Source organism: Micromonospora noduli (assembly GCF_003264365.1).
Taxonomy (GTDB): Bacteria; Actinomycetota; Actinomycetes; order Mycobacteriales; family Micromonosporaceae; genus Micromonospora; species Micromonospora noduli.
The window spans coordinates 1-18,801 of record NZ_PYAK01000040.1 but is presented as its reverse complement, the minus strand read 5'-3'; the positions used below and the strand labels follow the sequence as shown (position 1 = coordinate 18,801).

Annotated in this window: 16 protein-coding genes; 13 read left to right on the top strand and 3 right to left on the bottom strand. The window is 70.2% G+C overall.

Annotated elements, in window-relative coordinates; genetic code table 11:
• The first annotated feature begins 4 nt into the window (after positions 1–4).
• Genes GUI43_RS24195 through GUI43_RS24180 form a run of 4 tightly spaced genes read left to right on the top strand, consistent with a single transcriptional unit; the run spans position 5 to position 3,615 of the window.
• Positions 5–619 (top strand): hypothetical protein, encoded by a 615-nt coding sequence (locus GUI43_RS24195; RefSeq protein ID WP_112605933.1) that lies wholly within the window; start codon positions 5–7, stop codon positions 617–619.
• Positions 606–1,739, top strand: a complete 1,134-nt coding sequence (locus GUI43_RS24190; protein ID WP_112699855.1) for a hypothetical protein — start codon at positions 606–608, stop codon at positions 1,737–1,739. Before GUI43_RS24195 ends, GUI43_RS24190 begins: the two co-directional genes overlap by 14 nt.
• Positions 1,739–2,428 (top strand): ABC transporter ATP-binding protein, encoded by a 690-nt coding sequence (locus GUI43_RS24185; protein WP_211326753.1) that lies wholly within the window; start codon positions 1,739–1,741, stop codon positions 2,426–2,428. The genes GUI43_RS24190 and GUI43_RS24185 overlap by 1 nt, the downstream gene beginning before the upstream one ends.
• The gene (locus GUI43_RS24180) at positions 2,425–3,615 is read left to right on the top strand and encodes an ABC transporter permease (protein WP_112699854.1); all 1,191 of its coding nucleotides are present in this window, start codon (positions 2,425–2,427) and stop codon (positions 3,613–3,615) included. Before GUI43_RS24185 ends, GUI43_RS24180 begins: the two co-directional genes overlap by 4 nt.
• A gap of 72 nt (positions 3,616–3,687) precedes the next feature.
• Here the strand turns inward: GUI43_RS24180 and GUI43_RS24175 are convergent, their stop codons facing one another.
• Positions 3,688–4,530 carry a YhjD/YihY/BrkB family envelope integrity protein gene (locus GUI43_RS24175; protein ID WP_112699853.1) on the bottom strand — a complete coding sequence of 281 codons (843 nt, stop codon included), beginning with the start codon at positions 4,528–4,530 and terminating at the stop codon, positions 3,688–3,690.
• A 51-nt stretch (positions 4,531–4,581) separates the two neighbouring features.
• On the opposite strand from GUI43_RS24175, the gene GUI43_RS24170 reads away from it, so the two are divergent.
• From GUI43_RS24170 to ispG, 7 genes are all read left to right on the top strand, one after another.
• Positions 4,582–5,151, top strand: coding sequence for a GNAT family N-acetyltransferase (locus GUI43_RS24170; RefSeq protein ID WP_112605921.1), 570 nt, complete (start codon positions 4,582–4,584; stop codon positions 5,149–5,151).
• 431 nt (positions 5,152–5,582) lie between these two features.
• On the top strand, positions 5,583–9,554 hold the full coding sequence (locus GUI43_RS24165) for a CARDB domain-containing protein (protein WP_112699852.1): 3,972 nt from the start codon (positions 5,583–5,585) through the stop codon (positions 9,552–9,554).
• A gap of 353 nt (positions 9,555–9,907) precedes the next feature.
• Complete coding sequence (locus tag GUI43_RS24160; RefSeq protein WP_112605914.1) at positions 9,908–10,360, top strand: hypothetical protein; 453 nt, start codon at positions 9,908–9,910, stop codon at positions 10,358–10,360.
• 128 nt (positions 10,361–10,488) lie between these two features.
• The gene (locus GUI43_RS24155) at positions 10,489–11,136 is read left to right on the top strand and encodes a Uma2 family endonuclease (protein WP_112699851.1); all 648 of its coding nucleotides are present in this window, start codon (positions 10,489–10,491) and stop codon (positions 11,134–11,136) included.
• Positions 11,137–11,179: 43 nt separating this feature from the next.
• Complete coding sequence (dxr, locus tag GUI43_RS24150) at positions 11,180–12,391, top strand: 1-deoxy-D-xylulose-5-phosphate reductoisomerase (protein ID WP_112605911.1); 1,212 nt, start codon at positions 11,180–11,182, stop codon at positions 12,389–12,391.
• The gene (locus GUI43_RS24145) at positions 12,391–13,641 is read left to right on the top strand and encodes a M50 family metallopeptidase (protein WP_112605908.1); all 1,251 of its coding nucleotides are present in this window, start codon (positions 12,391–12,393) and stop codon (positions 13,639–13,641) included. Before dxr ends, GUI43_RS24145 begins: the two co-directional genes overlap by 1 nt.
• Before the next feature lie 9 nt (positions 13,642–13,650).
• Positions 13,651–14,823, top strand: coding sequence for a flavodoxin-dependent (E)-4-hydroxy-3-methylbut-2-enyl-diphosphate synthase (ispG, locus tag GUI43_RS24140; RefSeq protein ID WP_112588507.1), 1,173 nt, complete (start codon positions 13,651–13,653; stop codon positions 14,821–14,823).
• 140 nt (positions 14,824–14,963) lie between these two features.
• On the opposite strand, the gene GUI43_RS24135 is transcribed toward ispG, so the two are convergent.
• Positions 14,964–15,551 (bottom strand): PadR family transcriptional regulator, encoded by a 588-nt coding sequence (locus tag GUI43_RS24135; RefSeq protein ID WP_091400331.1) that lies wholly within the window; start codon positions 15,549–15,551, stop codon positions 14,964–14,966.
• Between the two features lie 112 nt (positions 15,552–15,663).
• Between GUI43_RS24135 and GUI43_RS24130 the strand changes: the two genes are divergently transcribed.
• Positions 15,664–17,004: an MFS transporter gene (locus tag GUI43_RS24130; RefSeq protein WP_112699868.1), complete on the top strand. Its 1,341-nt coding sequence runs from the start codon at positions 15,664–15,666 to the stop codon at positions 17,002–17,004.
• The gene (locus tag GUI43_RS24125) at positions 16,934–17,773 is read left to right on the top strand and encodes a GNAT family N-acetyltransferase (RefSeq protein ID WP_112605905.1); all 840 of its coding nucleotides are present in this window, start codon (positions 16,934–16,936) and stop codon (positions 17,771–17,773) included. The genes GUI43_RS24130 and GUI43_RS24125 overlap by 71 nt, the downstream gene beginning before the upstream one ends.
• A gap of 452 nt (positions 17,774–18,225) precedes the next feature.
• On the opposite strand, the gene GUI43_RS24120 is transcribed toward GUI43_RS24125, so the two are convergent.
• On the bottom strand, positions 18,226–18,786 hold the full coding sequence (locus tag GUI43_RS24120) for a hypothetical protein (protein ID WP_112699850.1): 561 nt from the start codon (positions 18,784–18,786) through the stop codon (positions 18,226–18,228).
• Positions 18,787–18,801: the final 15 nt, after the last annotated feature.

The window sequence follows — 18,801 nt, the reverse complement described above, 5'->3', positions numbered from 1 at the left end:
CGCCATGACCAACTCAACCCATCGCGTCGCCGCCGGGCTCGCCGCGGTCACAGTGCTCGCCGTGGCCCTCACCGGCTGCGGCGGCGGTGCGTCCAGCGCCGACAAGGACGCCGCCAGCGGTGACGTCGCGTCGCTCGTCACCCCGTCCGCCCCGCTGAGCGCCACCCCCGCGGGTGGTGCCGCCAACGGTCGACCGCAGCTACGCCTGGACATGACCGACGAGGAGGAGGAGCGGCTCTGGGGGGCGTACAACATCTGCCTGCATGACAACGGCGTGAAGCTGAACGACGGCCGGTCACAACCCGGCCCGGTGGGCGACGGTACGGGCCTGTCCCTCGACCAGAGCGGGGAGCCGAAGGCCGCGTACGTGGCGTGCGCGAACAAGCTGCCGCTCCAGCCGCCGGAGTTGGACCCGGAGAAGAACCCGAACTACGTGAGCCAGTGGAACGACTACGTCCAGTGCCTGCGTGGACGAGGAATGAAGATCCACTCGCTGCCCGACGGTTCCGGCTGGACCTACGACGACGGGGTCGCCGACCCCGCCGGCGGCCTTGAGGGTCCCGCCCTGGCCACTGTCGAGAGGGAATGCACGATGGAGATCTTCGGTGCCCAGAAGTAAGCCGACCGACGATCCTGGTCGGCGGACGACCCGGCGTACCGCGATCGTGGTGGCGGTGGTGACCCTGGTGGTCGCCGTGGGTGCCGGCGTCGGGGCGCTGGCGCTGCGGCGTCACCCCGGCGGTGATGTCGCGAGCGCCCCGCCGCCGGTGACCACGACGACTGTGACCCGGGCCGACCTGTCGGACAGTCGCTCGCTCAACGGGACGCTCGGCTTCGGCCCGGAGCGGTTGGTGAAGGGCGCCGGGGAGGGCGTCGTCACCCGGCTGCCGAAGGTGGGCGACACGGTGGCCCGGGGCAAGTCGCTCTACTGGGTAGACGACCGACCGGTGCCGGTGCTGTTCGGCGGGACCCCGCTCTTCCGCACGCTCGACAAACCCGGACTGGTGGGCAGTGACGTGCGGATTGTGTCGGACAACCTCAGAGCGTTGGGATTCGGCACCGGGTCGCAGCCGTCCCGAGGCAAGGACGGCACGAAGATCGGCACGGGTCAGGCTCTACTCACCGAGTCCCTGGTCGGCGCGATCAAGAAGTGGCAGCAGGCCCTCGGCCTGGAGCCCACCGGCGCGATCGGGGTCGGGCAGGTCGCCGTGTTGACCGGACCGGCCCGGGTCAGCGCGGTGAAGGCGCTGCCCGGTGACCCGGTGGCCGGTGAGCTGCTGGCCGTCACCGAGAAGGTCAAGCTGGTCACCGTGCCGGTCGGGGCCACCGAGGTCGGCACCATCACGGTGGGTGCCGCCGTCGTCGTCGCCCTGCCGGACAGCTCCGAGATCCCGGCCACTGTCGTCTCGATCTCGCAGACGGTTCGCGGCGGCGGGTCGGACGGCGGCACCGGGCAGAGCAGCCCGCCAACGGTGGACGTCCTCGTCGCACCGACCCGGGCGGCGGACGTGGCCAAGCTGGACGCGGCCACGGTGCAGGTCCGCTTCACCACCGCCGTCCACAAGGGCGTGCTCGCGGTGCCGGTCGGCGCACTGGTGGCGCTCCGCGAGGGCGGGCATGCGCTGCAACTGCCCGACGGTGGGCTGGTGGCCGTGGAGACCGGGATGTTCGCCCGGGGCCTGGTCGAGGTCAGCGGCACCGGTGTGACCGAGGGCCTCGACGTGGTGACGGCCTCGTGATCGCCGAAGCGGTGCTGAACGTCGAGGGGGTGAGCAGGACGTACCCCGGCGGGGTGACCGCCCTGGACGACGTCTCACTGACCGTGCGGGCGGGCGAGATGCTCGCCATCGTCGGGCCTTCCGGGTCCGGCAAGTCCACGCTGCTGAACATCATGGGCACCCTCGACCTGCCGACCAGCGGTCGGGTACGCGTCGCCGGGCAGGAGGTAACCGCGCTGTCCGACCGTCGGCTCTCCGCGCTGCGGGGCCGCTGGCTCGGTTTCGTCTTCCAGCAGTTCCACCTCACCGACGGGCTGGATGCCGCCGAGAACGTCGCCACCGGCCTGCTCTACGCCGGGGTGCCCCGCCGTCGCCGTCGCCGCACCGCTATCGAGGCGCTGGCCCGGGTCGGCCTGGCGCACCGGGTCGACCACCTGCCGCAGCAGCTCTCCGGCGGGGAGCGGCAGCGGGTGGCGATAGCTCGGGCGCTGGTCAACGAGCCCGCGCTGGTGCTGGCCGACGAGCCGACCGGCGCCCTCGACACTGTCAACGGGGAGGCTGTCCTTGCCCTGCTCACAGACCTCAACGCGGAGGGCACCACCATCGCCGTGATCACCCACGACCGCGATCTCGCCGCCCGTACGCCTCGACAGGTGGAGATCCGCGACGGCCGGATCGTCGCCGACACCGTCACCGGGAGCCGGGCATGAGCGCGACCCGGCTCGCCCCGGCCGACGTACTCCGGCTCGGTCTGCTCGGCCTGACCACCCGCCGGATGCGGGCCGTCCTCTCCGCCCTGGGCATCTCCATCGGCATTGCCACGTTGGTCGTCGTGGTGGGTATCCCCGCGTCCAGCCAGCGCGACCTGATGGACCAGCTCTCCGCCCTCGGCACCAACCTGCTGCGGGCCGAGCCCGTGCCGGATCAGAACCCGCCAGTCCTCCTGCCCGAGGACGCCGCCGCCATGGCGTCGCGGATCGGGCCGGTGCACACGGCGAGCGCGGTCGCGAACACCCACACCGCCGTGCGCCGCAACGACCTGCTGGACCGGTACGACACGTCCGGGCTCACCGTGCTCGCGTCCCGGCCGGACCTGTTGGGGACTGTCAACGGCCGGATCCGCAGCGGGCGGGCCCTCGACGCCGGCTCGGCCGGGCTGCCGACCGCCGTCCTCGGCTACGTCGCGGCGAGCCGGCTCGGCTTCGCCACTGTGGACCCCCGGCAACCACCCCAGGTGTTCATCGGCGAGCGCTGGTTCACAGTGATCGGCATCCTGGACCCGTTGCCGCTCTCCCCGGATCTCGACCGCTCGGTGCTGGTCGGGTGGGACGCCGCCAAGGCCATGCTCGGCTTCGACGGTCACCCCACTGTCGTCTACCTGCGGGCCAGGGAGGACGCGTTGGAGGACGTCCGTGCCGTGCTGCCGGCCACCCTCAACCCGCAGTTGCCCGGGCTGGTCCAGGTCAGCCGCCCCTCCGACGCGCTCGCCGCGAAACGGGCCACCGAGGACAGCTTCTCCGCGCTGTTCCTCGGGTTGGCGGCGGTCGCCCTGCTGGTCGGCGGGATCGGCGTGGCCAACACGATGGTCATCTCGGTGCTGGAGCGCCGTCGGGAGATCGGCCTGCGCCGGGCGCTCGGCGCGAACCGCGGCCAGATCCGGGTGCAGTTCCTCACCGAGTCGGTGCTGCTCAGCGTCCTCGGCGGTGCCGCCGGGGCGGCGCTGGGGGTGCTCGCCACTGTCGGCTACGCCAGCTACCAGGGCTGGCCGCCCACGATTCCACTGACCGCGGTGGTAGGCGGCATAGCCGGCGCCCTCCTGGTAGGGGTGATCGCCGGCGTTTACCCGTCAATCCGAGCCGCCCGCCTAACCCCCACCGAAGCCCTCTCCACCCCCTAACCCCCTGCCCCACCCCCGGTGATCAAGAGGTTTGCGTCAAGGAGTGCCCTCCCGGTGACGCAAACCTCTTGATCAACCCGGCGGGGTGGGGGTGGGGGTGGTGCGCCAGTGGGAGAGGGCCAGGGTGGCGGAGTAGCCGGCCAGGACGATCACGTGGAACAGGTAGAGCCAGAGGAGGACGGCCACGCCGGCGCCGATGTCGTCGAAGCCGCCGAAGGGCACTCCCAGGTCCAGCGGGAGCGAGGCGAAGAGCACGAAGCCGTGCAGGAAGCCGGAGAGGTTCGCCGCGGTGAACGACCCGACCCCGAGGGTGGAGAGCCAGTCCGGTGAGGCCGGCCCGACGACCCGGAACACCCACATCAGCACCGGCGTCAGCACCAGCCAGACCCCCAGGAACGACAGCACCACGCCGAGCACACCGAGCCAACCGCCCTGGCGTACGAGGCGGGTGGTGAGCGGGAGCGCCAGCAGGATCGACAGCAGCAGCGCGGGGGCCGGCGCGAGCAGTGGCAGTAGCAGGAGCCGGCCCCGCCAGCCGACCAGGTGCTCGTCGGAGCGGGGCGCGGCCACCGAGACGAACGCCCGGCGCAGGCCCTCGCCGTACAGCGAGGCCGGCAGCAGGGAGGCCAGCGCCAGCAACGGGGTCAACCCCACCCCGGCGTCGACCAGCGCCTCCACCGCCCGGGGCGCGCCGATCGCGGTGGGCAGGGCCTCCACGGCGTACGAGGTGAGCCGGCGTACCCGGTCCGCGCCGGCCACCAGTGCGGTGAGCCAGATCGCCAGCAGGGCGACCGGCACCACGGCGATCGCCCCGTAGAAGGTGATCGCGGCGGCGTGCAGCGACAGGTCCCGTCCGCGCACCGGACGGAACGCGGCAGTGGTGATCCGTTTCGCGCGCTGCCATCCGTTGCCCATCGGATCCTCCTTCCCTGTCGCCGGGGCCGTCACTCCTTAAGATCGCCGGTCATGACTGTTCTCACCACCGAACGCCTGATCCTGCGCGATTGGACCGACGATCCGGCCGATCTGGCCCGGATCTACGACATCTACTCGCGTCCCGAGGTCAGCCGCTATCTGGGTATGGCGTCCGGTCTGCCGATGACCAACCCGGCCCAGGCCGTCGAGCGGTTGCGGATCTGGCAGGAGCGGCACGCCGACGACGGCGGTCGGTACGGCACCTGGGCGATCGAGGTACGCGAGACGGGTCAGGTGGTGGGCACCGTGTTGCTCAAGCCGCTGCCGGGGCGCGACGAGTCGCGCCGGACCGACGACATCGAGGTGGGCTGGCACCTGCACCCGGACGCGTGGGGCCACGGCTACGCCACCGAGGCGGCCCACGCGGCGGTGGCCCGGGAGTTCGCCGCCGGTACCCGGGAGATCTACGCGGTCGTGTCGCCGAGCAACGAGCCGTCGATGGCGGTCGCTCGGAGGCTGGGCATGAGACATGTCGGTCAGCGCACCGACTGGTATGGCGGGGAGCTGCTGGAGACCTTCGTGCTGACCGCACAGATGCCTGATCGTTCCCGCACGACCTGACGCAAGATCCGTGCAACTTCGGGGAAGGTGTGGCCTCCAGTCGTCGGGAGGCGGCACCTTCCCCGAAATTGTGGGCAGGTGGGCAGGGGTGGCGGCCCTCAGGGCAGACAAGTCCGTCAATAGTCACGGTGGTCGAAGTGTTGACGCTCTCGTAGCACGTCAGTAACCTTTGGGCCAAAGTAACGCAAGATTTCGACAAAGAAGTGCACGGTTCTGTGCATGCTCTCGGAAGATTCAACGGGCCTCCTGGGGAGGCCCGTTGATGGTCGTACCCATCTGGTGTTTCCAGGACGAGCGGCGCCCCCGCGCCGCGCGTACCACCCCGTCTCTCCCCACACCGGCCCGCTCGCGTCGGCCGGCGCTGCACCGCCGCACCTCCACCCCCGTGGTCCAGCCACCGCGGCAACCGTCCCCCGACGACAAGGACAGTGATGAGACGAACGAATCTGTTCAGGATGGTGGCGGCCACGGCCGCCGCCGCGCTGATCGCGACGGCCGGGGCGACGGCCCTCGCGAACCCGGCCGCCGCCGCGCGCCCGGCCGACCCGGCCGCCGCACCGAGCACCGGCTTCGCACCGGCGGCCACCAACCTCGCCCAGGGCCGTCCCACCCAGGAGAGCGGCCACGCCGACGTCTACGACTCGTCGAAGGTCGTCGACGGCAACGCGGGCAGCTACTGGGAGAGCGTCAACAACGCGTTCCCGCAGTGGGTGCAGGTCGATCTCGGCTCATCGCAGAGCGTCAACCAGGTAGTGCTGAAGCTGCCGACCTCCGGTTGGGGAACCCGGACGCAGACGCTGAGCGTGCGGGGCAGCACCAACGGTTCGTCCTTCACCGATCTGGTCGGGTCGCAGACGTACACCTTCAACCCCGCCAGCGGCAGCACCGTCACGATCAACTTCAGCTCGACCTCCACCCGCTACGTCCGGATCACCATCACCGCCAACAGCGGCTGGCCGGCCGGGCAGCTCTCCGAGCTGGAGGTGTACGGCAGCGGCGGCACCACCCCCGACACCACCGCGCCGAGCGTTCCCGGCAACCTGTCCTACACCCAGTCGGGCACCACCATCAGCCTCAACTGGGTCGCGTCGACCGACAACGCGGGCGGCAGCGGCATCGCCGGCTACGACGTCTACCGCAACGGCGCGTTCCTCCAGTCCATCGGCAACGTGACCACCTTCAACGACACCCAGCCGGCCACGGCGACCGTGTCGTACCACGTCCGGGCCCGTGACGCCGCCGGCAACCTCTCCGGCAACAGCAACACGGTGACCCGTACCGGCAGCGGTGACACCACCGCGCCGAGCGTCCCGGGGACGCTGTCGCACAGCACGTCGGGAAGCACGATCACGCTCAACTGGGGGGCCTCCACCGACTCCGGTGGCAGCGGGCTCGCCGGCTACAACGTCTACCGGGGCGGCAGTCTGATCGCCACGCTCGGCACCGTCCTCACCTACCAGGACACCCAACCGGCGACGGCGACCGTGTCCTACTACGTCCGGGCCCGCGACGGCGCCGGCAACCTCTCCGGCAACAGCAACACCGTCACCCGCACCGGCAGCAACCCGCCGGCCTGCACCAACGTGGCGCAGGGCAAGAGCATGACGGCGAGCGGCTCCACCTTCAGCTTCACCCCTGACAAGGCGAACGACGGGCAGCTCACCACCTACTGGGAGGGCGCGGCGAGCTACCCGCAGAACCTGACCGTGGCGCTCGGCGCGAACCACTCCATATCCGGTGTCACTGTGAAGCTCAACCCCGACCCGGCCTGGGGCACCCGTACCCAGACCATCCAGGTGCTCGGTCGCGACCAGGCGTCGTCCTCGTACACCAGTCTGGTGTCGGCGGCGGCCTACCAGTTCGCCCAGGGCAGCAACGTGGTGACCATCCCGGTCAGCGCGACCACCGCGGACGTGCAGTTGCGGTTCACCGGCAACACCGGTGCCCCGTCCGGCCAGGTGGCCGAGCTTGAGGTGTGCGGCACCCCGGCACCCAACCCGGATCTGGTCGTCAGCTCGGTGACCTGGTCGCCCACGTCGCCCAGTGAGGTCTCCCCGGTCACCCTCTCGGCAGTGGTGCAGAACATCGGTTCGGCCGCCGCCGGTGCGACCACTGTGAACTTCAGCCTGGCCGGCGCGGTCGTCGGCAGCGCCTCGGTGGGCACGCTCGCCGCGGGCGCCTCGACCACAGTGTCGTTCAACGCGGGTACGCGGCCGATGGGCAGCTACGCCGTCTCGGCGGTGGTCGACCCGGCGAACACGATCGTCGAGCAGAACAACGGCAACAACAGCTTCACGGCCGCGTCGCCGCTGGTGGTGGCGCAGGCCCCGGGCCCCGACCTCCAGGTGCTCAGCATCGCCTCGAACCCGCCGAACCCGGCCGTCGGGGCGTCCGTCACCTTCACCGTGACGGTTCGCAACCGGGGCACCACCGCGACCGGCGCGGCAACTGTCACCCGGCTGGTGGCGGGCAGCACCACGCTCAACACCAACACCGCCTCGATCGCCGCCGGCGCGACGGTCACCGTGGCGGTCAGCGGTAGCTGGACCGCCACCAGTGGCGGCGCCACCATCACCGCCACCGCCGACGCCACAAACGTGGTCGCCGAAACCAACGAGACCAACAACTCGTTCAGTCAGTCGATAGTGGTCGGTCGTGGGGCCGCCGTCCCGTACGTCTCCTACGAGGCGGAGGCCGGCCGTTACCAGGGCACGCTGCTGGAGGCCGACCCGCTGCGCACCTTCGGGCACACCAACTTCGCCAGCGAGTCCTCGGGCCGCAAGTCGGTACGACTCAGCAGCACCGGTCAGTTCGTCGAGTTCACCTCGGCCAACCAGGCCAACTCCATAGTCGTGCGTAACTCCATCCCGGACGCCCCCGGTGGCGGCGGCATCGAGGCGACCATCAGCCTCTACGTCAACGACGTCTTCTCCCGGAAGTTGACACTGTCGTCGAAGCACAGCTGGCTCTACGGCAACACCGACGGGCCGGAGGCGCTGACCAACACCCCGCAGGCCGACGCCCGACGGCTCTTCGACGAGTCGAACGCGCTGCTGGCGCAGTCGTACCCGGCCGGCACCCGGTTCAAGTTGCAGCGCGACTCGGGTGACACCGCCTCCTTCTACGTCATCGACACGATCGATCTGGAGCAGGTGGCGCCGGCGGCGAGCCAGCCGGCCGGTTGCACCTCGATCACCTCGTACGGTGCGGTCCCGAACGACGGGATCGACGACACCGCCGCGATCCAGCGTGCGGTGACCGACGACCAGAACGGTGTCATCAGCTGCGTCTGGATCCCCGCCGGGCAGTGGCGGCAGGAGCAGAAGATCCTGACCGACGACCCGCTGAACCGGGGCACGCACAACCAGGTCGGCATCAGCAACGTCACGATCCGGGGCGCCGGGATGTGGCACTCGCAGCTCTACACGCTGACCGAGCCGCAGAACGTGGTGGGCGGCATCAACCACCCGCACGAGGGCAACTTCGGCTTCGACATCGACAAGAACACCCAGATCTCCGACATCGCCATCTTCGGCTCGGGTCGGATCCGGGGCGGTGACGGCAACGCCGAGGGTGGCGTTGGTCTGAACGGTCGCTTCGGCACCGGCACGAAGATCAGCAACGTCTGGATCGAGCACGCCAACGTGGGTGTCTGGGTGGGCCGCGACTACGACAACATCCCCGACCTGTGGGGGCCGGCCGACGGGCTGGAGTTCACCGGCATGCGGATCCGCAACACGTACGCCGACGGCATCAACTTCAGCAACGGCACGCGTAACTCGCGGGTGTTCAACTCGTCCTTCCGCACCACAGGTGACGACGCGCTCGCCGTCTGGGCCAACCCGTACGTCAAGGACCGCAACGTCGACATCGCCCACGACAACCACTTCGTCAACAACACCATCCAGCTGCCCTGGCGGGCCAACGGCATCGCCATCTACGGCGGCTACGACAACTCGATCGAGAACAACCTGATCTACGACACCGCCAACTACCCGGGCATCATGCTGGCGACCGACCACGACCCGCTGCCGTTCTCCGGCACGACGCTGATCGCCAACAACGGGCTCTACCGCACCGGCGGCGCCTTCTGGAACGAGGACCAGGAGTTCGGTGCCATCACCCTCTTCCCCTCCACCAGAGACATCGTCGGAGTCACCATCCGCGACACCGACATCATCGACTCCACGTACGACGGCATCCAGTTCAAGAACGGCGGCGGCAACATGCCGAACGTCGCCATCACCAACGTGCGGATCGACAGGTCCGTCAACGGTGCCGGCATCCTCGCGATGAGCGGCGCGCGCGGCAACGCCAACCTGACGAACGTGACCATCACGAACTCGGCCGACGGCAACATCGTCATTCAGCCGGGCTCGCAGTTCGTCATCAACGGCGGCTAGCCCTGATCGGGGGCCGCTCCGGCGGTCCCCGATCGACGATCGCGCTTGATCAACAGGATTCAGTGAAGTCGGGGTGTCTGCACGCTGCGGACACCCCGACTTCTGTGAACCCGAGTCGATCATTGCCGGGTAGTGGCGTTAGTCGGACATCCGACGCCGCCGCCGACGGGTAGAACCGGTCATGATCGTCGAGGACGGCAGTTGACCTGGTTCGACAGGTCGGGCAGCGGAAGTCGTGCTGCCTCTGGTGGCGATCCAGGGTGCGTGACGTGCCTCGTGCCGACCTGTCAATGTGGAAGGTGGATCGGAGCCGCGATCGCGGTGGCTGCCCGGCAGCAGGGTCGGAGGCGAGCATGGATGACGAAACCGGGTCCACCACAAGCCGGCCGCTGCGGGCCCTACTGCGCTGGTTGGGTGCCGCTGCCGCGATCGCCGGCATCGTGGGCGTGGTGTTCCAGGTGATCGAATGGGCCGGTTCGCGCGGCACGCCAGAGGCGCGGAGCAGCGCGGGAGCGAGCCCGACAGTGGCCACGCCCACCGCCACGGCGAGCGGCGACGAGCAGTTCGTGCAGGCCGGCCAGTGTGTGCGCAACGTCGGTGGCGCGGCCACCGTGGTGTACGAGATTTCCCCGTGTGGTCCCGGGACGTGGCGCGTGCTGGCTCGCATCGAACAGGCCGTCGCCGACGAGGCGCAGGCCGATGCGGTGTGCGAGGCCCAGGCACCCGGCTTCATGGATTACCACTACTCGAACTGGACAAAACGCTCCGACTACCTCGACGTCGTGTTCTGCGTCGCCCCGGTCTGAACGCCGCCGGAACCTGGGGATCAGGCCGATATCCCAATCTGTCGCACCGTGTGTGCGATGCCGTACCGGGCGGGGCGGCGCGACTAGGCTGAGGTGAGCAGGATGGTCCGCTGAGGGGGTGAGCCCGGATGACCCAGGCAGCGTTCGCGCCGGAGCCGGCGCCGCAGCACACCGAGCCGTCGTTCGACGTACTGCGGTGGCACGACGAACCCTGGACTGCGCAGCTCGCCCTCGACCTGTTGCCGGAGACCAACGGCCCCAAGGTTGAGGTCCTGAGCGGAAGCGTGGTCGTGACACCACATGCCGGGTACGACCATCAGGACGCGGAGTTGGGCCTGGCTTATCTCCTCAAGCAGGCGGCCCGTCGGGCGAAGCTGTGGCTCTATCTTGAGACGAACATCGTCTCGGGCCAGGATCTCTTCATCCCGGACATCGTCATTCTCGAGGCGCCCGGCGGCGGTCGCACGACGATGGACATCGGGCACGCCGTGCTTCTCGGGGAGATCGTCTCCCCCGGAAACCGACGCAAGGACATTATCGACCGCCCGCGTGAGTACGCCGCCGCACGCGTGCCTTTCTTCCTCCGGGTCGACCTGCGCAATCGGGTGCCCACCATCGCGTTGTACGAGCTGACCGAGGGGGAGTACCGGCCGGTGGCTGCCGCTGCGGCCGGGACGCGCTTCGTCATGCGGGAGCCGTTCGAGTTCTCCATTGATCCGGCCGACCTGCTGGGCGAGGAGGCACTGCCCGAAGCGTCGTCGGAGGGGGAGGGCTGAGGCTCCCAGCGAGCGTGCAGCGAGGGTGGGGAAGAATGGCCGGGTGACTACCCCCCGCGACCTTGTTCTGCTCGGTTCCACCGGCTCGATCGGCACCCAGGCCATCGACATCGTCCGGCGCAACCCGGACCGGTTCCGGGTGGTCGCCGTGGGTGCGGGCGGCGGCAACGTCGAGCTGCTCGCCGCGCAGGCCCTCGAACTGGGCGTCGAGGCGGTCGGGGTGGCGAAGGCCTCCGCCGCGCAGGATCTGCAACTCGCGTTCTACGCCGAGGCGAGCCGGCGTGGGTGGGCCACCGGTGACTTCAAGCTTCCCAAGATCGTGGCGGGCCCGGACGCCATGACCGAGCTGGCCCAGTGGCCGTGCGACATCGTGCTCAACGGGGTGGTCGGCTCGCTGGGCCTTGCTCCTACGCTGGCCGCGCTGCGCGGTGGTCGTACTCTCGCGTTGGCCAACAAGGAGTCGCTCGTGGCCGGCGGCCCGCTGGTCAAGGCCGCTGTGACGAGGCCGGGGCAGATCGTTCCGGTCGACTCGGAGCACTCGGCGCTGGCCCAGTGTCTGCGCTCGGGTTCGCGCGGTGAGGTGCGTCGACTGATCGTCACGGCCAGCGGTGGCCCGTTCCGGGGTCGACGGCGCGACGAGTTGACGCAGGTCACACCCGAGCAGGCCCTCGCGCACCCGACCTGGAACATGGGGCCGGTCGTCACGATCAACTCCGCGACCATGGTCAACAAGGCGCTTGAGGTGATCGAGGCGCACGAGCTGTTCGACGTGCCCTACGCCGACATCGTCGTGATGGTGCACCCCCAGTCGGTGATCCACTCGATGGTCGAGTTCGTCGACGGGTCGACGATCGCCCAGGCCAGCCCACCGGACATGCGGCTGCCCATCGCGCTCGGCATCGGCTGGCCGGACCGGGTGCCCGAGGCCGCCACCGCCGTCGACTGGACGGCTGCGCACACCTGGGAGTTCGCGCCGCTCGACGACGCGGCGTTCCCGGCCGTCGCGCTGGCCAAGGCCGCCGGGGAGGCCGGGCGTAGCCGCCCGGCGATCTACAACGCGGCGAACGAGGAGTGCGTGGCCGCGTTCGTGGCGGGCCGACTGCCGTTCCTCGGCATCGTCGACACCCTCGAACGCGTGTTGGAGGAGGCTCCGGACTTCGACGAACCAGGTACCGTCGAGGACGTGCTCGCGGCCGAGTCGTGGGCACGCGCGCACGCGCAGGAGATCATCGCGGGTTCGGTGGAAGGAGCTTGATGTCGTACCTGCTCGGGGTGGTCCTCTTCGCCCTGGCCATTCTCATCTCGGTGAGTCTGCACGAGGCGGGGCACCTGCTGACCGCCAAGATGTTCGGGATGAAGGTCACCAAGTACTTCGTCGGTTTCGGCCCCACCCTCTGGTCCTTCAAGCGCGGCGAAACCGAGTACGGCGTCAAGGGCATTCCGCTCGGCGGTTTCTGCAAGATCGTCGGGATGACCCCGCAGGACGACGACGTCGAGCCGGGCGACGAGTCGCGGGTGATGTGGCGCTACCCGGTCTGGAAGCGGACGATCGTGATGGCCGCCGGGTCGATCACGCACTTCGCGCTCGCCCTGGTCACCATCTGGATCCTCGCCGTCTCCGCCGGCCTGCCCAACCCCGACTTCCCGACCACCGACGCGCAGGCCCGCCAGGAGCCCGCCGTCATCCAGCTCAGTGAGTGCGTGGTTCCGGAGAACGCGGTGCGGGCGTGCACCCCGGCCGACGCGGCCAGCCCGGCCGCCCAGGCGCAACTGCGCAACGGGGACCGGATCACCTCGGTCAACGGCACCCCGATCAACTCCTACGGCGACCTGCTCACCACGCTGCGCGGGCTCAAGCCGGGCGACACCGCGCAGATCGCGTACGTCCGCGACGGGCAGCCGGGCACCACCAGCACGGTGCTCGCGCAGACCCAGCGTCCGCCGCTGGACGACCCCAAGGGCGCCGCCGCGCCGGTGGCCGCGCTCGGTGTCGGGCTCGTCCCCAGCACGCCCACCCGCGTGACGTACGGCCCGGTCGGCGCCTTCGGCGCCACCGCCGACTTCACCGGTCAGCTGGCCGTCGGCACCGCCCAGGCGCTCCAGCGCCTCCCGCAGAAGGTTCCCGCCCTGTGGACCGCCCTCACCGGCGGCGAGCGGGACGTCGACACCCCGATCAGTGTGGTCGGCGCCAGCCGACTCGGCGGCGAGGCGGTGGAGAACAACGCCTGGCTGGTCTTCTTCATGCTCTTCGTGTCGCTGAACTTCTTCATCGGCGTGTTCAACCTGCTGCCGCTGCTCCCGGTGGACGGCGGCCACATCGCCATCGCCTGGTTCGAACGGGCCCGCTCCTGGGTCTACGGTCGGATCGGCCGGGCCGACCCCGGCCGGGTGGACTACCTCAAACTGATGCCCTTCACGTACGTGGTGATCCTGATCGGTGGCGCGTTCACGCTGCTGACCATCGCCGCGGACGTCGTCAACCCCATCACGCTCTTCTCAAGGTGAGTGCCTGAAGTGACAGCTATCAGTCTCGGTATGCCCGCCGTGCCGCCCCCGCCGCTCGCTCCCCGTCGGGCCAGCCGCCAGATCATGGTCGGTTCGGTTCCGGTCGGTGGTGGTGCGCCGGTGTCCGTGCAGTCGATGACCACGACCCTCACCTCCGACATCAACGCGACCCTTCAGCAGATCGCCGAGCTGACCGCGTCCGGCTGCCAGATCGTCCGAGTGGCGGTGCCGTCCCAGGACGACGTCGAGGCGCTGCCCGCGATCGCCAAGAAGTCGCAGATCCCGGTGATCGCCGACATCCACTTCCAGCCCAAGTACGTCTTCGCCGCGATCGACGCCGGCTGCGCGGCGGTCCGGGTCAACCCGGGCAACATCCGGCAGTTCGACGACAAGGTCAAGGAGATCGCTCGTGCCGCGGGGGCGGCGGGGGTGCCGATCCGGATCGGCGTCAACGCCGGATCGCTGGACAAGCGCCTGCTGAGCAAGTATGGCAAGGCCACCGCCGAAGCGCTTGTCGAGTCGGCGCTGTGGGAGTGCTCGCTGTTCGAGGAGCACGGGTTCCGTGACATCAAGATCTCGGTCAAGCACAACGACCCGGTCGTGATGATCCGGGCGTACCGGCAGCTCGCCGAGCAGTGCGACTACCCGCTGCACCTCGGCGTCACCGAGGCCGGGCCGGCGTTCCAGGGCACCATCAAGTCGGCGGTCGCCTTCGGCGCCCTGCTGGCCGAGGGGATCGGCGACACGATCCGGGTGTCGCTGTCCGCCCCGCCGGTCGAGGAGATCAAGGTCGGCAACCAGATCCTGGAGTCCCTCGGCCTGCGTGAGCGGGGCCTGGAGATCGTCTCGTGCCCGTCCTGCGGCCGGGCCCAGGTGGACGTCTACAAGCTCGCCGAGGAGGTCACCGCCGGCCTGGAAGGGCTGCCGGTGCCGCTGCGGGTCGCCGTTATGGGCTGCGTGGTCAACGGTCCGGGCGAGGCCCGGGAAGCCGACCTCGGTGTCGCCTCCGGCAACGGCAAGGGCCAGATCTTCGTCAAGGGGCAGGTCGTCAAGACGGTGCCCGAGGCGCAGATCGTGGAGACGCTGATCGAGGAGGCGCTGCGGATCGCCGACGAGATGGGCGCCGAGCTCCCCGAGGAGCTGCGCGGGCTGGTCACCGGCCCGACCGTCACCGTGCACTGATTTTCCGTTTGGAAAAAGCGGCCGTTCCCCGTGCGGGGAACGGCCGCTGTGCGTTTGTGCTGATCCTGCGCTCTCGCGCTGTGCTGCCCGTGCCGTGAGTGCTGCGCCGTGCCTTGGTGTGCCGTGGCGCCGGCCCGGCGTCACTCGGATTCGGCGAGGATCGCGTACAGCTTGCGCCGGGTCTCGTCGAGCACCTGGGCGGCCCGCTCACGCTGGTCGTCGGTGCCGTTCATCATCACCTGGCGCAGCGCGTTCATCGCCTGCGCGCCCGAGTCACGGATGTCGTGCCAGCTGCTCACCGTGCCCTGGGCGACGTCCGCCCACGGTGGGGTCTGCGCGGCCTCGGTGGCCTCCGCCTGACCGGCCTCGGTGACAGTGAACCGCTTCCGCCCGCCACCGGACTCCTCGGTGCTGGCGACGATCACGCCCTCGTCCTCCAGTAGCTGGAGGGTGGGGTAGATCGAGCCGGGGCTCGGCCGCCACGCACCGCCGGTGCGGGAGTCGATCTCCTGGATCATCTCGTAGCCGTGCATCGGCCGCTCGGTGAGCAGGGCCAACACGGAGGCTCGGACGTTGGGGCGTCGGCCCCGACCCCGTCCACGGCCCCGGCCGCCCCAGGGGCCGCCGTGTCCGTGCTCGTGGCCGTGCGGACCGGGCGGAACCGGCGGGAAGCCGAACCCCCGCATCCGCGCTTCGTGCATCGGGTGGTGCTGTCGGTGGAACCTCATCGGGTTCTTCCTTCCGTAGGACTATCGCTGATGCATCAACGATATATCGGCAATGCATCGCCGACAACCCCGATCTACCAAACCGTACGTACGTCTTGCTACGGTGTCGGTCATGCGCCTGCTTCCCCCGCCGGGTCCGGCCCGGGTCCTCACCCTCGGCACTCTGGTCAAGACCGTCGGGCGGGGCCTCTGGCTCGTCGCCAGCGCGCTCTTCCTCACCCGGTCGGTCGGCCTGTCGGCCACCCAGGTGGGCATCGGGCTGACCATCTCTGCCCTGGTCGGTGTCCTGGCCAGCGCCCCGAGCGGCTACCTGGCCGACCGCGTCGGCCCACGCGGTGTGCAGGTCGGCGCGCTGTTCGTCGCCGGCACCCTGACCATCGGCCTGATCGCCGTCCGGTCGTTCCCCACGTTCGTGCTGGTGGGAGCGGCGACCGCGCTCGCCGACGCGGTTGAGCGCGGTGCCCGCGGCGCGCTGATCGCCGGAGCCGTCCCAGCCGACCAGCGGGTCCGCACCCGGGCCTACCTACGCGCCACCACCAACGTCGGGATCTCCGTCGGCGCCGTCCTCGGCGGCTTCGCCATCGCCGCCGACACCCGAACCGGTTACGTCGCGCTGATCCTGGCCTCGGCGGCGACCTCACTGGCCGCAGCGGTGGTGTTTCTCCGACTGCCCGCCGTCGCCCCGGTCGCCGCCCCGACGCACGGCCCTCGGCTGGTCGCCCTACGGGACCGCCCGTTCCTCGCCTTCACACTGGTCGACGGGCTGATGTCGATGCACTTCAGCCTGCTCACCATCGCCCTGCCGCTGTGGATCGCCGGCCACACCCGGGCCCCCGCCTGGATGATCTCCGCGTTGACGCTGGTCAACACAGTGCTGGTCGTGCTCCTTCAGGTACGGGCCGCGGGCACCGCCGCCACCCTGCCCGGAGCCGCCCGGGCCGCCCGCCGAGCGGGCGTGGCCATCGCCCTGGCCTGCGTACTCTTCGCCGCCAGCGGCGCGGTGCCCACCGCTGGCGCGGTGGGCCTGCTCGGCCTCGGGTCACTCGCGCACGTCACCGGGGAGCTGTGGCACTCCGCCGCCGGCTGGGGGATCTCCTTCGGGCTGGCACCAGCGGACGCCCAGGGGCAGTACCAGGGGACTTACGGCATGGGCTACGAACTGGGCAAGATGCTCGCACCGGTGGTGGTGACCAGCCTCGCACTCGGCTGGGGCGTACCTGGTTGGCTCGTGCTCGGTGCCCTGTTTCTCCTGCTCGGGGCCCTGGTGCCCCCGGTCGTCCGGTGGGCCGGGCGGACCCGGCCGATCAGTGGGCCCGCAGAACCGGTGCCGGCCTCGGCACTCGACCGGCGGAGCGGGGGGTCGATCTGGCAGGCTGATAGTCGTGCTGACGGTGCCGGTACGCCAACTGGGGGAATCGGAGCGCCGCGCGGTCGAGCGACTGCTCGATCATGACCCGTTCGCGGGCGCGCAGGTCGCCGAGCGGATCGCCGCGCGCGGACTCTCCTGGTGGCGGGCCGAGGGCAGAATCCTGGGGTACGGGGCTCGCCGCAACCTCGAGTCACTCTGCTGGCTCGGCGGCAACCTGACCCCGGTGCTGGCCAGTGACGCCGCGGTGGCTGCCTTCGCCGACCTGCTCGCGGGCGAGGAGCGGCTCTGCTCCTCCATCGTCGGCCGCGCCGATGCCGTCCTCGGGCTGTGGGACCGCCTGTCCGACACCTGGGGGCCAGCGCGAGACGTTCGCCCCAATCAGCCACTGCTGGTCACCGACACGCTGCCGCCCGTACCGGCCGATCCGGAGGTACGCCAGGTTCGCTCCGGCGAGGTCGACCGGCTCTTCCCGGCGGCGGTCGCCATGTACACCGAAGAGGTCGGCGTCTCCCCGCTGGCCGAGGACGGCGGCCGCAGCTACCGCCGGCGGGTCAACGACCTGGTCCGGACCGGTCGCGCGTACGCCCGCGTCATCGACGGCAAGGTCGTGTTCAAGGCCGAGCTGGCCGTGGTGACCAAGCGGACGGCGCAGGTCCAGGGCGTCTGGGTGGCACCGGAGTGGCGAGGCCGGGGGATCGCCACCGCCGCCATGGCAGCCGTGGTCCGCGACGCGCTGCTGCGGGTCGCCCCCACCGTCAGCCTGTACGTCAATGATTTCAACCTCCCGGCCCGCCGCGTCTACGAGCGCTGCGGCTTCCAGCCGATCGGCACCCTGGCCACAGTCCTCTTCTGACCGCTGCGGGGTGGCTCGCGCGGCGTGTGGTGACGCATCTCCACAGATCTTGGACACTTTCCGTTCGCGCTGAACGGAAAGTGTCCAAGATTCGCGGGCAGATGCCGGTTGGATGGCGCGACTCACATCCCGTGAGGGCTCCGGCGCCGCGGGATCTCCCGTTCTGGGAACGGGGTCCGGCGTCTGGGGTCCAGCGGCCAACGTCCAACGTCCGGCGTCCGGCGTCCGGCGTCCAACGTCCGGCGGCCGGCGTCCGGCGGCCGGCGTCCGGCGGTCAGCGTCCGGCGGCCGGCGGCCAGCGTCCGGCGGCCAGCGTCTGGCTCCAACGGAAAGGCCGCTGGCCGGCACCCCGGGTTGGGGGTGCCGGCCAGCGGTCGGTGTCGTGCTGTGGTGCTGTGTGCGGTGCTGCCTTGGCGCGGTCGTGCGGTGGTGCTGGCTTGCTGTGGTGGGGGTCAGCTGTTCCAGTGCTGACCGACCAGGTCGGTGGCCTGCTGCTCCCACTGGGCGTAGGCGTCCGGGTAGGCCGATACCTGCACGGTCTGCGCGGCGTCGGTCAGCGCCATGTCCTGCCAGCCGTCAACCTGCTTCAAGCCCTTGAGGAACGCGGTCGTCGAGTACTCCGGGTTCGTGATCTGCTCCGGGGTGCCCCAACCCGAGCTGGGGCGCTGCTGGAACAGGCCCAGCGAGTCGTGGTCGTTCATGTCGCCGAGGTGGCCCAGGTTCTCCAGCTTCGACTCCTGCAGGCTCGTCGCGATCGAGATGACCGCGGCCCGCTCCGGCAGACCGGCCTTCTTCGTCGCGGCGATGATCGCCTTGACGTTGGCGGTCTGCTCGTCGTTCAGGCTGATGTGGGACTGCTCGCCCTGGGGCTTCGGCGCTGCCGACTGCACAGCAACGGCGACGGGCTTGGCATCGACCGGGTTGGCGTGGGCGGCGATCGGACCGGCGAACACACCACCGGCGAACGCGAGACCAGCAACAGACAGCATGCTCTTACGGAAGATCGTGTTCATGGGGGTAGCTCCTTC

Excerpts from the sequence above, each read along its gene's own strand:
- GUI43_RS24180 (WP_112699854.1), top strand. The coding sequence starts at position 2,425 with ATGAGCGCGACCCGGCTCGCCCCGGCCGACGTACTCCGGCTCGGTCTG.
- GUI43_RS24120 (WP_112699850.1), bottom strand. The coding sequence starts at position 18,786 with ATGAACACGATCTTCCGTAAGAGCATGCTGTCTGTTGCTGGTCTCGCG.
- GUI43_RS24135 (WP_091400331.1), bottom strand. The coding sequence starts at position 15,551 with ATGAGGTTCCACCGACAGCACCACCCGATGCACGAAGCGCGGATGCGG.
- GUI43_RS24160 (WP_112605914.1), top strand. The coding sequence starts at position 9,908 with ATGGATGACGAAACCGGGTCCACCACAAGCCGGCCGCTGCGGGCCCTA.
- GUI43_RS24155 (WP_112699851.1), top strand. The coding sequence starts at position 10,489 with ATGACCCAGGCAGCGTTCGCGCCGGAGCCGGCGCCGCAGCACACCGAG.
- GUI43_RS24165 (WP_112699852.1), top strand. The coding sequence starts at position 5,583 with ATGAGACGAACGAATCTGTTCAGGATGGTGGCGGCCACGGCCGCCGCC.
- GUI43_RS24195 (WP_112605933.1), top strand. The coding sequence starts at position 5 with ATGACCAACTCAACCCATCGCGTCGCCGCCGGGCTCGCCGCGGTCACA.
- GUI43_RS24170 (WP_112605921.1), top strand. The coding sequence starts at position 4,582 with ATGACTGTTCTCACCACCGAACGCCTGATCCTGCGCGATTGGACCGAC.
- GUI43_RS24130 (WP_112699868.1), top strand. The coding sequence starts at position 15,664 with ATGCGCCTGCTTCCCCCGCCGGGTCCGGCCCGGGTCCTCACCCTCGGC.
- GUI43_RS24175 (WP_112699853.1), bottom strand. The coding sequence starts at position 4,530 with ATGGGCAACGGATGGCAGCGCGCGAAACGGATCACCACTGCCGCGTTC.
- GUI43_RS24145 (WP_112605908.1), top strand. The coding sequence starts at position 12,391 with ATGTCGTACCTGCTCGGGGTGGTCCTCTTCGCCCTGGCCATTCTCATC.